The sequence below is a fragment of the Actinosynnema sp. CS-041913 genome, from assembly GCF_050942485.1.
Lineage (GTDB): Bacteria > Actinomycetota > Actinomycetes > Mycobacteriales > Pseudonocardiaceae > Actinosynnema.
Genome location: NZ_CP192037.1, coordinates 4,285,626 through 4,297,441 on the forward strand (window position 1 = coordinate 4,285,626; position 11,816 = coordinate 4,297,441).

At 73.9% G+C, this 11,816-nt stretch carries 13 protein-coding genes; 12 read left to right on the forward strand and 1 reads right to left on the reverse strand.

All coding sequences use genetic code 11. From position 1 onward, the window contains the following. Positions 1–363 precede the first annotated feature (363 nt). The 12 genes from ACQPZF_RS20035 (at position 364) to ACQPZF_RS20090 (ending at position 11,234) form a co-directional block, all read left to right on the forward strand. A complete protein-coding gene (locus ACQPZF_RS20035; RefSeq protein ID WP_433273803.1) occupies positions 364–1,821 on the forward strand; it encodes an AMP-binding protein in 1,458 nt (485 codons plus the stop codon). Position 1,822: 1 nt separating this feature from the next. After that, positions 1,823–2,086, forward strand: coding sequence for an acyl carrier protein (locus tag ACQPZF_RS20040; RefSeq protein ID WP_433273805.1), 264 nt, complete (start codon positions 1,823–1,825; stop codon positions 2,084–2,086). Continuing rightward, complete coding sequence (locus tag ACQPZF_RS20045; protein WP_433273807.1) at positions 2,083–3,087, forward strand: hypothetical protein; 1,005 nt, start codon at positions 2,083–2,085, stop codon at positions 3,085–3,087. The genes ACQPZF_RS20040 and ACQPZF_RS20045 overlap by 4 nt, the downstream gene beginning before the upstream one ends. A 154-nt stretch (positions 3,088–3,241) precedes the next feature. Then, a complete protein-coding gene (gene trpA / locus ACQPZF_RS20050) occupies positions 3,242–4,171 on the forward strand; it encodes a tryptophan synthase subunit alpha (protein WP_433273809.1) in 930 nt (309 codons plus the stop codon). Continuing rightward, complete coding sequence (locus ACQPZF_RS20055; protein WP_433273811.1) at positions 4,168–4,542, forward strand: ectoine synthase; 375 nt, start codon at positions 4,168–4,170, stop codon at positions 4,540–4,542. The genes trpA and ACQPZF_RS20055 overlap by 4 nt, the downstream gene beginning before the upstream one ends. 9 nt (positions 4,543–4,551) lie before the next feature. Continuing rightward, positions 4,552–5,691 carry an acyl-CoA dehydrogenase family protein gene (locus ACQPZF_RS20060; RefSeq protein ID WP_433273813.1) on the forward strand — a complete coding sequence of 380 codons (1,140 nt, stop codon included), beginning with the start codon at positions 4,552–4,554 and terminating at the stop codon, positions 5,689–5,691. Between the two features lie 14 nt (positions 5,692–5,705). Continuing rightward, complete coding sequence (locus ACQPZF_RS20065; RefSeq protein WP_433273815.1) at positions 5,706–6,374, forward strand: transglutaminase domain-containing protein; 669 nt, start codon at positions 5,706–5,708, stop codon at positions 6,372–6,374. Then, positions 6,375–7,736, forward strand: coding sequence for a TrpB-like pyridoxal phosphate-dependent enzyme (locus tag ACQPZF_RS20070; protein ID WP_433273817.1), 1,362 nt, complete (start codon positions 6,375–6,377; stop codon positions 7,734–7,736). Next, entirely contained in the window at positions 7,729–8,412 is a 684-nt protein-coding gene (locus ACQPZF_RS20075) for a phosphoribosylanthranilate isomerase (RefSeq protein ID WP_433273819.1), read from the forward strand. The genes ACQPZF_RS20070 and ACQPZF_RS20075 overlap by 8 nt, the downstream gene beginning before the upstream one ends. Continuing rightward, positions 8,409–9,206, forward strand: coding sequence for a hypothetical protein (locus ACQPZF_RS20080; RefSeq protein WP_433273821.1), 798 nt, complete (start codon positions 8,409–8,411; stop codon positions 9,204–9,206). Before ACQPZF_RS20075 ends, ACQPZF_RS20080 begins: the two co-directional genes overlap by 4 nt. Beyond that, complete coding sequence (locus tag ACQPZF_RS20085) at positions 9,203–10,588, forward strand: UbiD family decarboxylase domain-containing protein (RefSeq protein WP_433273823.1); 1,386 nt, start codon at positions 9,203–9,205, stop codon at positions 10,586–10,588. Before ACQPZF_RS20080 ends, ACQPZF_RS20085 begins: the two co-directional genes overlap by 4 nt. An 82-nt stretch (positions 10,589–10,670) precedes the next feature. Beyond that, positions 10,671–11,234 (forward strand): UbiX family flavin prenyltransferase, encoded by a 564-nt coding sequence (locus ACQPZF_RS20090; RefSeq protein ID WP_433273825.1) that lies wholly within the window; start codon positions 10,671–10,673, stop codon positions 11,232–11,234. 108 nt (positions 11,235–11,342) lie between these two features. Here ACQPZF_RS20090 and ACQPZF_RS20095 read toward each other — a convergent pair whose 3' ends face one another. Next, entirely contained in the window at positions 11,343–11,750 is a 408-nt protein-coding gene (locus ACQPZF_RS20095) for an MmcQ/YjbR family DNA-binding protein (RefSeq protein ID WP_433273827.1), read from the reverse strand. Positions 11,751–11,816: the final 66 nt, after the last annotated feature.

The window sequence follows — 11,816 nt, forward strand, 5'->3', positions numbered from 1 at the left end:
CCTGCCTGAATAGTGGGATGTCCGTCGAAGTGCCCCGACGCCTGTCACAATGCCCGCCGAATACCGGCGGGGTGCGGTCCACTTTTCTCCCGCGATCCGGTCCAACCTCGGACAAACGGCCGAATAGACGGCCACCGACGGCGGTATTGTCCGGTTCCCCGCACGGCCCGTAGGGTAAGGCCCGCTCGATGAGTGAAAACGTCCATCGACTTTCTCCCGGCGCGGCTGGGGAAGCTCTTTCGACGCGCCGGTGGATTCGCCGGCAAGATTGTCGTCCGCCACTTGTCGGGTCCGTTCCTGCTCCTCGCCGCCTGCGGGCGGGGCGCCGTTCCCACACTCGGAAAATGGGGGTGCTCGCTCGACATGGCTGTTCATTCCCTGGTCGAGGCGCTGTCGGCCACCGCCGCGCACGCGCCCGACCACCCGGCCCTCGTCCACCGGGACGAGACCGTCGGCTACCGGGACCTGCTGCGGCGCGCCGGACAGGCCGCGGCCGGACTCGACCACCTCACGCCCGGCGGCGGGACGCTCGGCCTGCGGGCCGCGAAGTCCCCGGACTCGATCGCCGCCGTGCTGGCCTGCCTGGGCCGGGGCCGCCCGGTTTTGCTGCCCTCGGTGGAACTGGGCGAGGTCACTTTGGCCCACCTGCTCGCGACCGCTGGTTGTGTGGCCGGCCCGACGACGGAGTTGGTCATGGCGGCGGGCACGGTGGGGCTGCCGCTGGCCGGCGGACCCGCCGATCCCGACGCGGTGGCGCTGCTGCTGACCACGTCCGGCTCGACGGGCGTGCCGAAGGTCGTCCCGCTGAGCTTCGGCGCGGTGGACCGGTTCACCGACTGGGCGGGCGTCCGGTTCGGGCTCGGGCCGGACTCCGTGGTGCTCAACCACAGCCCGCTCAACTTCGACCTGTGCCTGCTGGACATCTGGGCGACCCTCAAGCACGGCGGCACGGTGGTGCTGGTCGACCCGGCCCGCGGGACCGACGGCCGCCACCTCGGCCGCCTGATAGATGACCACGGGGTCACCCTCGTGCAGGGCGTGCCGATGCTGTTCCGCCAACTCGCCGACGCGGGCGGGCAGCACCCGAGCGTGCAAGACGTGCTGCTCACCGGGGAGAGCACCCCCGTGCGGCTGCTCCGGCGGCTGCCCGAGCTGTTCCCCAATGCCCGCTTCCACGACGTGTACGGCTGCACGGAGACCAACGACAGCCTCGTGCGCCGCCTGGACGAGCACGACCTGGCGGACGGCGTGACGGCGCTCGGCGAACCGCTGCCGGGCGTGGCGGTGCTGGTGGTCGGCGACGACGGCCGTGTCCTCACCGGCGAGGGCGTCGGCGAGCTGTGCGTGTCGACCCCGTTCCAGACCGCCGGCTACCTGGACGCGCGGCTCGACGAAGCCAAGTTCACCGGTCACCCGGAAGGCGCCGACGACCGGCGCTACTTCCGCAGCGGCGACCTGGTGCGGCGGACCCCCGAGGGCCGGCTGGTCCTGCTCGGCCGCACCGACCTCCAGGTCAAGGTGCGGGGCGTGCGCACCAACCTGGCGGACGTGGAGCACGTGCTCGGCGACCACTCGGCGGTGGCGGAGGCCGTGGTGGTCGCGGTGCCCGACCCGGTCGCCGGGCACGTGCTGCACGCCGAGGTGCGGCGGGCGCCGGGTGTGGCGCTGGACGGCCTCGAAGCGCGCCGCCACTGCGCCGACCGGCTGCCGCGCACCGCCGTGCCCTCGACCTTCCGCATCTCCGACGACCCGATTCCGCGCACGTCGACCGGCAAACCGGACCGGCGAAAGCTGCTCACGACCAGGACCGCGAAGGACTGACATGGACCGCACGAAGGAAGTCACCGCGTTCATCTGCGCCGAGTTCGCCCCGGACATCCCGGAGGCGTCGCTGCCCGCCGACTACGACCTGGTGGCGGGCGGGGTGGTGGACAGCCTCGGCCTGCTCAAGATCATCGCCTGGCTGGAGAGCGCCCACGGCGTGGCCGTGGAGGAGATCGAACTCGACCCCGACAGCTTCCGCACCGTCACCGCCATCGCGTCGTTCATCGAGGCCGTGGAGCCGGCGGGGAGCCGAGCGCGATGACCGACCCGACAGCCGCCCTGGTCCGGGGCAACCCGGTGGGGCGGGAGGCGTGGACCGCCTGGTGGGACCGGCTCGACGCGGGCGCCGTGGACCGGGCGGAGGCGGCGGCGCTGCTGGCCGCGGCGTCGGCCCGGCTGCCCGACCCGGACACGGCGCGGGCGTTCGTGGCGTCACTGCGCGAGCGGACCCCCGACCCGGGGCCGCTGGTGCCCGGGGCGGTCAACGTCGTCGGCACCGGCGGCGGACCGGGGACGCTGAACATCTCGACGGCGGCGGCGTTCGTGGCCGCCGCGATCGGCGTGCGGGTGGTCAAGACCGGCTCGCGCGGCCACTCCAGCGCGGTCGGCTCGATCGACCTGCTGGACCTGCTCGACCTGCGCCCGGCGCGGTCGGCGGCCGAGCTGTCCGACGCACTCGACCGGTTCGGGGTCGCGTTCGCGGGGCAGTTCGCCTACCCGCCGCAACTGGCCCGGCTGGCACGGCTGATCGTGCCGCTGGGGATGCGGGCCGTCGGCGGGTTCGTCAACACCGTCGGCCCGTTCCTCGCGGTGGTGCCGGTGGGCGCGCAGCTCACCGGTCTGTCGGCGCCCGAGTCCCGGCCGGTGCTGGCGGCGCTGGCGGCGGCGCACCCAGGGCGGGTGTGGCTGTGCCACAACGAGACCGGGGTGGACGAGCTGGTCGGGTTCGCCCGCAACACCGTGGACGAGCCGGGTGTCACCCGGTTCACGGTGGAGCCGGTGAGCGGCGGCCGACTCGCCGACCTCGCGCCGGCGCCGGACCGGGCCGGGGTGGTGGACCGCTTCACGGCGGTGCTGTCCGGGCGGGCGTCCCGCGCGGCGGTGGACACGGTCTGCCTCAACGCGGCGGCGATGGCCGTGCTCGGTGGGGTGGAGCCGGACCTGGGTCGGGCGCTGGCCGCCGCGCAGGACGCGGTGGCGGCGGGCGCGGCGACGGCCCTGCTGGACCGGGTCCGCGGATCGGCCGCGGTCGCCCATGTCTGATCAGACGGACGATCCGGCCGCCGGCCGCCGCCGGGTCGACACGGCCGGTGGGATTCGGCTCGGTGCGAAGGTCGCTGGTGGGATGCCCTCGCTCCCACCCGCACAGCCGCGCGGAACCAGCAGGGTTCGGCTCGGCGCGGAACCACTGGGTGGGATGCCCTCGCTCCCGCCCGACCGCGCCGACCGGGCCGACCGGGCCGACCGGGCCGACCGGGCCGACCGGGCCGACCGCGCCGACCGCCCGGCCAAGTTCTTCGACCAGGTGCCCGCCGGGGACATCGGGCTCGCGGTGTTCCTCAACGCGGGCGACCCGCCGTTGCCGGTGCTGCGCGACCTCCTGCCGGCGCTGGACGAGTCCGGGGTGGACTGCGTGGAACTCGCGGTGCCGTTCCCGGACTCGCCTACCGACGGGCCGGTCATCCGGCGTTCGGCGCGGCGGGCGCTCGCGCACGGCGTCGGGCTGGCCGAAGTGCTCGCCCTGCTGGACGACGTGCGCGGCACGCTGCGCCGCACGCGGATCGCCCTGCTCGCCGACTGGGGCCACACCGTGCGTCCCACGCCGGTCGGGCGGTTCGTCGCCGCGGTCGCCGATTCGGCCGCCGATGGTCTCCTCGTGCACGCCCTGCCGCCCCGGCTGCGGGCGGACTACCTGCGCGCGGCGGGTGAGCACGGGCTGCCGGTGGTGACCACCTGCTATCAACAGTCCACAATGGACACGCAGGCCGACGCGCGGGAACACGCGTCGGCCTACCTCTACCTGGTGGCCCACCACGGCCGCAGCGGGCAGCGGCCCGCGGCCGGGTTCGACGCCCTCGCCGGGACGATTCGCGGGCTGCGCGGCGCAGCGCCGATCGCGGTCGGCTTCGGTGTGCGGTCCGCCGCGGACGTGCGCTCGCTGGCGCGGGCGGGCGCCGACGCCGCGGTGGTCGGCAGTGCCGCCGTCGAACAGGTCGAGCGCTCGCTCGACGGCGGTGACGTGGTGGCCGCGCTCACCGACTGGGTCGCGACGCTGCGGCCCGTCTCCTCCGAACTCGAAACCACCGGCGGCCCCACCGCCGCCACCCTGGAAGGGGAAAGACCATGATCGTGCGGACGCTGTCCGAGGCCGTGTCCGTGAACTGGGGCAACGGTGTCAGCAGGCGGTTCCTGCTGGCGTCCGACGGGATGGGGTACACGGTGACGGACACCATCGTCGCCGCGGGCACCAAGTCGCGCCTGGAGTACCGCAACCACCTGGAGGCGTGCTACTGCATCGCGGGCAGCGGCGAGGTGGTCAACTCCGCCGGCGACGCGTTCCCGATCGTGCCCGGCACGCTGTACGCGCTGGACAACCACGACCCGCACTTCCTGGTGGCCTCGCCCGACGAGGACCTGCGGCTGGTGTGCGTGTTCGTCCCGGCCTTGCGCGGGGACGAGCGGCACAGCCTCGACTCGGCGACGTTCTCCCACTACTGAGCCGCCGCCGTGATCACCTGGAGTGCGGAGCAGCGCGAGCTGCGCGCCGGTATGGGGCAGTGGTCGGCGGCCCTGGGGGAGGGCCACCTCGAACGGGACGCCAAGGGCGGCTTCCCGGCGGACAAGTGGGAGCTGGTGCGGGAGAGCGGGGTGCTGCGGCTGCCGTTCGAGGAGCGCTGGGGCGGGCTCGGCCAGGACCTGGCGACCACGATGTACGTGCTGGAAGGCCTGGGCGAGGGGTGCCGGGACGCCGGGCTGGGGTTCTCGGTGTCCACGCACATGGTCAGCACCGGGATCGCCGTGCAGCGGTTCGGGTCGGCGGCCCTCAAGGACCGGATCATGCCCGAGGTCTGCGACGGCGCGCGGATCGGGGCGCACGCCATCAGCGAGCCCGACGGCGGGTCCGACGCGTTCGCCATGCGGACCAGGGCCGAGCGCGCCGGCGACCGGTTCATCCTCAACGGGGCCAAGGCGTTCGTCAGCAACGGCCCGGTGGCGGACCTGTTCGTGGTGTACGCCCGGACGCACCCGGCGGGCGGGCCGCTGGGCACGACCGCGTTCCTGGTGGAACGGGACACGCCGGGCCTGCGGGTCGGCGGCGCCATCGACAAGATGGGGCTGCGCACCTCGCCGTTGTCGGAGCTGTACTTCGAGGACTGCGCGGTGCCCGCCGAGCACGTGGTCGGCAAGCCGGGCGGCGGGTTCCTGGTGTTGGACCACGTGATGAAGCGGGAGATCCTGCTGTCCTTCGCGATCACCCTGGGCGCGATGGGGCACCGGCTCGGCCGGTGCGTCGACTACGCCCGGGAACGCACTGCCTTCGGCGCGCCGATCGGCTCCTACCAAGCCGTGTCGCACCGGATCGCGGACATGAAGATCGGCGTCGAGACGTCGCGGAAGTGGCTCTACGACACGGCTTCGCGGCTGATGGCGGGGGAGAACGTGACCGCCGACATCGCCATGACGAAGCTCGTCGTCAGCGAGCACAACACGGCGTCGGCGCTGGCCGCCGTGCAGATCTTCGGCGGCAACGGCTACATGAGCGAGTTCGGCGTGGAGAAGGACCTGCGCGACGCGGTCGCGGGCACCGTCTACTCGGGCACCTCGGAGATCCAGCGCAACCGCATCTGCTCGATGCTCGGCTTGTGACCGGGGGACACGCGATGACCACGCTGGACGCCACCTACCACCTGGACCACGACTCGCCGGAAGTCCAGGGCTTCCTGGACCGGCACCTGCCCGACCGCACGGTGCCGGCCGCGGCAGCGGCGGTCACGCTGTACTACGCCGTCCGGGACGGCGTGCGCTACGAGGTGTACGGCGCGGACCTCTCGCGCGCCGGTCTGACGGCGAGCGCGGTCGCCGCCGCCGGTTCGGGGATGTGCCTGCACAAGTCGGTGCTGTACGCGGCGCTGCTGCGCGCGGTCGGCGTGCCCAGCAAGCTGGTGCTCACCGACGTGCGCAACCACCTGACCTCGGACCGGCTGCGCGAGCTGGTCGGCGGCGACGTGTTCCACTACCACTGCCTCACCTCCGTCCACATCGGACATAAGTGGGTGCGGGCCACCCCGGTGTTCAACCGGCTCCTGTGCAAGCTGTACCGGATCGCGCCGCTGGAGTTCGACGGCACGGCCGACAGCGTGCACCACCCGTACGACCTCGCCGGGCGCCGGAACATGGAGTTCCTGCGCGAACACGGCGAATTCGAAGACCTTCCCTACGACCTGGTCATCGACGGCTTCCGCACCGCCCACCCCAACCTGCTGACCGCGGGCGACCGGGTGGCGCGCGGATCGCTCGTGGTCGAGTCGCCCCTCAACCGGAGGCCCTGAATGAGCGAGCGCACCAAGTTCGTGCTCGATGAGAAGGACATCCCCACCACCTGGTACAACCTGGCCGCCGACGTGGCCGTGCCACCGCACCTGCACCCCGGTACCGGACAGCCGATCACCGTGGACGACCTGCTGCCGATCATGCCGCGGGCGTTGGCGGAACAGGAACTCGGCCTCGAACGCGAGGTCCCGATACCGGACCGGGTGCGCGAGCTGTACGCGCTGTGGCGGCCGTCGCCGCTGCACCGGGCCCGCGGGCTGGAACGCGTCCTGGACACCCCGGCGCGCATCTACTACAAGTACGAGGGCGTCAGCCCGGTCGGCAGCCACAAGCCGAACACCGCGATCGCCCAGGCGTACTACAACAAGGAGGCGGGCGCGGAGCGGCTGGCCACCGAGACCGGCGCGGGGCAGTGGGGTTCGTCGCTGTCCTTCGCGGGCGCGCTGTTCGGGCTCGACGTGCAGGTCTACATGGTGAAGGTCAGCTTCCACCAGAAGCCGTACCGCAAGCTGCTGATGGAGACCTACGGCGCGCGGTGCGTGGCCAGCCCCAGTGACGAGACGGCGGCGGGCAGGCGCATCCTGGCCGCGGACCCGGAGTGCTCGGGCAGCCTCGGCATCGCAACCTCCGAGGCGCTGGAGGTCGCGATGGGCGACCCGCGCACCAACTACGCGGGCGGCAGCGTGCTCAACCACGTGCTGCTGCACCAGTCCGTGATCGGGCAGGAGACCATCGCGCAGCTCGCGCTGGCCGACGACTACCCGGACGTGGTGGTCGCCTGCGCCGGCGGCGGCAGCAACCTCGGCGGACTCGCGTTCCCGTTCCTGGGCAAGGCTTTGGCGGGCGGTCCGAAGGTGCGGGTGGTCGCGGCCGAGCCCGCCGCGTGCCCCACCCTGACGCAGGGCAGGCTGGCGTTCGACTTCGGCGACACCGCCGGGTTGACGCCGCTGCTGCGGATGCACACCCTGGGCCACTCCTACGTGCCGCCGTCGTTCCACGCCGGCGGCCTGCGGTACCACGGGATGGCGCCGCTGGTCAGCGCCGCGTTGACGGAGGGCCTGATCGAGGCGGTCGCGCTGGAGCAGACCCGCTGCTTCGCCGCCGGCGTCACGTTCGCCCGCGCCGAAGGCGTGGTGCCCGCGCCCGAGTCGACCCACGCCATCGAGGCGACGATCCGGGAAGCGTTGCGCTGCAAGGCGGAAGGCCGTGCCGAGACGATCGTGTTCGGCCTGTCCGGGTTCGGCCACTTCGACCTGTCGGCGTACGAGGCGTACCTGACGGGATCGCTGCGGGACGAGCCGTACGACCAGGCGGGCGTCGAAGCCGCGCTGGCCGGCTTACCGGAGACGGTCGATGCCTGAACGACCCCTGCTCAAGGTCTGCGGCGCCCTCGCCGCCGCGGACCTGGAGCTGCTCGCGGCGGCGGGGGCGGACCTCGTCGGCCTGTGGCACGGCGTGCCGGGCGGCCACGCGGACCTCGACCTCGCGTCGGTGCGTTCGCTGGTCGCCTCGGCGCCCCGCCCGCGGCCGGTGCTGGTGACGCTGTCCCCCGACGCCGCCGCCGTGGACCGGGAGATGGTCGGCGCGGGCCTCTCGGCCGTGCAACTGCATGGCTACCAGTCGCCGGGCGTGGTGCTGGCGCTGAAGCGGGCCGACCCGGCGCGGATGGTGATCAAGGTGCTGCACGTGCGGGCCGACACGGGGCACTGCCCGGAACGGCCGCTGTTCGGCGCCTACCGGCGGGCCGGGGTCGACTTGGTGCTGTTCGACGTGACCGCGGCGGACGGCCGGATCGGCAGCACCGGGCGGTCCGCCGACCCGGCCGTGCTGGCCGCGCTCGCCGCCGAGACCGGGGTGCCGTTCCTGGTGGCGGGCGGAGTCCGGCCCGGCCAGGCCGCGCGGTTCGCCGAGGTGCGGGCGCTGCCGGGGTTCGCGGGGGTGGACGTGGACAGCGGAGTGCGGGACGGCCGCGGGGTGTTCGATGCGGCCCTGGTGCGGGCGGTGCGGGACGAGTGGCTGTCGGCGGTGGCGGCGTGAGCGGGCTGGCGGAGGCGTTGGGCGCATCGGCCACGCCGGTGATCGCCGAGGTCAAGGTGCACGGCGGGGACGGGGCCGGCCTGTTGCGCGGCCGGACGCCCGCCGAGGTGGTGGCGGCGTACCAGGAGGCGGGCGCGGCGGCGTTGTCCGTCGTGACGGGGCGCTGGTTCGGCGGGACGCCGGACCTGCTCGGCGAAGTCGTGTCGCGGACCTCCTTGCCGGTGCTGCGCAAGGACTTCGTGGTCGGCGCGGCACAGCTTCGGCGGACCAGGGACCTCGGCGCGTCGGCCGTGCTGCTCACCGCCCGGCTGCTGGCCGTGGACACGTTGAGGACCCTCGTGGGGCAGGCGCTCGACCTCGGCCTGACGCCGTTCGTGGAGGTGGTGGACGAGGCGGAGGTCGCCGCGCTCGGCCCGGTGGCGGCCGACTGCGTGGTGGCGGTGAACAACAAGGACATCACCGTGCGGGAGACGGACGCGGGCGGTCCCGACCGGGGGCTGCGGCTGCTGCCGGCCGTGCTGGACAGCGGCACCCGGTGCGCGGTCAGCGCGAGCGGCATCGACGACCCCGCCGACGCGGCCCGGCTGCTCCGGGCGGGCTATTCCGGGTTGCTGGTGGCCACCGCGCTGCTCGCCGCCGACCACCCCGCCGACTGGTTCGGGGAACTGCGGCGGCACCTGACCACCGACCCCTCGGCCCGGCTCGAACTGCGGCGGCACCCGACCACCGACCCCTCGGCCCGGCTCGCCGATGCGCGGCAGCGGACGGCCGCCGACCACCCGGAGAACCCATGACGCCCATCTCGGTCCGCGACGCGCTGGCCACCTTCCCGGACGTGCCCGAGGTGTCCGTGCCCCTGGACCAGGTGGCCCGGCACTTCGCCCGGCACCACGCCGGCATCCCCGCCTCGTCCTCCGCCCGCCCCGAGCCCGCCGTGCTCTACCGCCCACCGGACGCCGACCTCCCCGTCCTGCTCGGCCTCTACGGCAGCGCCGACCGCGTCCGGGACTGGCTGCCCGGCCTCCCGGGCCAGGTGAACGCCCAGACCGTCGCGGCGGTGTTCGGCAAGGCCGTCGAGCCGTCGTGGGTGGAGAACCGGCGCGAGCCGTACGACGGCGACCTGTCGGGGCTGCCCGTCCTGCGCACCACCCCGCGCGACGCGGGCCCGTACGTGACGCTCGGCCTGGTGCACGCGCTCGACCCCGACACGGGCGCGACCGCGTTGTCCGCGCACCGGATGCTGGTCCTCGGTCCCGACCGGCTGGGCGTCTGGATGGTCCCCGGCCGGGCACTGCGCGCGATGCACGAGGCCACCTCCCGGCGGCGGGAGCGCCTGCCGGTCAGCGTGAACATCGGCGCGCCGCCGGCGGCGGTGATCGCGTCCGCGCTGACCACCACGGCACTCGCGGGACGCGGCAAGCTGGCGCTCGCGGGCGCCCTGGCCGGCACCGCGGTCACCCTGACCGACGCGGTCACCCAGCCGGTCCCGGTGCTGGCGGACGCCGAGATCACGCTGGAGGGCTACCTGGACCACACCACGGCCGACGAGACGCTCGGCCGGTCGGTCGGCCCGTCGATGCCGGAGTTCCTCGGCTACGACGGCGGCGGTCAGCCGGACCTGCCGGTGCTGACCGTCACCGGCATCACGGTCCGACCGGACCCGGTCTACCAGGCGGTGATCGGACCGGGCCGCGAGCAGTCGGTCATCCTCGGCACGGCGGGCGAGCTGAGCGTCGCGGCGGTCGTGGACCAGGACTGGGACCTGATCGCCGACCTGCACCACACCCCGGCGGGCGGCGGGATGCTCACGCTCGTGGTGGCCGTGCGCCGCTACTCGCCGCGCTCGGAGGGCAGGCTCAAGCACATCGCGCGCCGGCTGTTCGACGGGCACCCGTTCCTCAAGCTGATCGTCTTCACCGACACCGACGTGGACATCCGCTGCGCGGAGGACGTGTTGTGGGCGATCACGACGCGCTGCAACCTGGCGACCGACGCCATGTCCTACGGCGGCTACCGGCCGCTGCGGATGGACCCGTCGCAGACTGAACCGTGGGTCGCCGAACGGGGCCGGGACGGCGGCAGTGAGCGCAGCTTCATCGACGCCACCGTGCCGTACCGGCTGCGCCGGGCCGCCAGCCGCAGCTACGGACTGGGCCTGGACGGGGTGGCGCGGTGAGACCGGTGACCGGCTGCGGCTTGGGCCTGGATGCGGTCAGGCCGGTGGTCGGCCCCGGACCAGGCGTGGGCGAGGTGGCGCGGTGAGGCTGGTCGTCGCCATCACCGGGGCCACCGGCTCGATCCTCGGCGTGCGAATCCTGGAGGTGCTCCGCGAACTGGGCGTGGAGACCCACCTGGTGCTCAGCAAGTGGGGCCGCGCGACGCTGGAGCTGGAGACCGACCTGGCCGCCGCCGACGTGCACGCGCTGGCCGACCGCGTGTGGGCGCCCGGCGACGCCACGGCCGCCGTCGCCAGCGGCTCGTTCCCCACCGACGGCATGGTGGTGGCCCCGTGCAGCATGAAGACGCTGGCCGCGATCCGGATGGGTTTCGGCGACGGCCTGGTGGCGCGGGCGGCGGACGTGACCATCAAGGAGCGCCGCAGACTCGTGCTGGTGCCGAGGGAGCTGCCGCTGTCGGAGATCCACCTGGAGAACATGCTGGCGCTGGCCCGGATGGGCGTGGTGCTCGCGCCCCCGATGCCCGCGTTCTACACCAAGCCCACGTCGGTGGACGACATCGTGGACCACGTGGCGGCCCGAGTGCTCGACCAGTTCGGCCTGTCCATGCCGGGCGCGACCCGCTGGACCGGACGGCCGCACTGAACCGGACGGCCGCGCTGGACCGGACGGCCGCGCTGGACCGGACGGCCGCGCTGAACCGGACGGCCGCGCTGAACCCCCGGAACCGGAGGGGATAGGCCGGCCGCCGGCTCAGGCCGGCCGCTCGACCAGGTCCACCAGCCTCTTCGGAGCCGACACGCAGTAGCTCTCGACGAGGAGTTCGGCGACCTCGTCCCAGTCGGTGTCGGCGTCGAGCACCAGGCCGACCACGTTCGCGGCCCACTTCGGCTTGAAGAACGGGTGGGGCGCGATGCCCAGCGCGGCCAGCTCCGGCCCCGCCGACCGGAACGTCAGGACGCTGCCCCCGGACAGCCCGGCCGCCTCGGCGTAGGACGGTGGCCGTCCGTCCTCCACCTCCAGCAGGTGCGCGATCGCCCGCTGCCCGACCCGCCACCGGGTGCCGCGCCAGGCCCGTTCCTCGTGCACCTGCGGCAGCGCCAGGCACACCGCCCGGACCCTGTCCACGACCTCGTCGGGCACTTCCGGATAGTCCGCCACGCCGTTCCTCCCCAGTCGGGACGGATTATCCGCGTCGGCGGGCCGGCGGTCCACGTTGGACCGCCC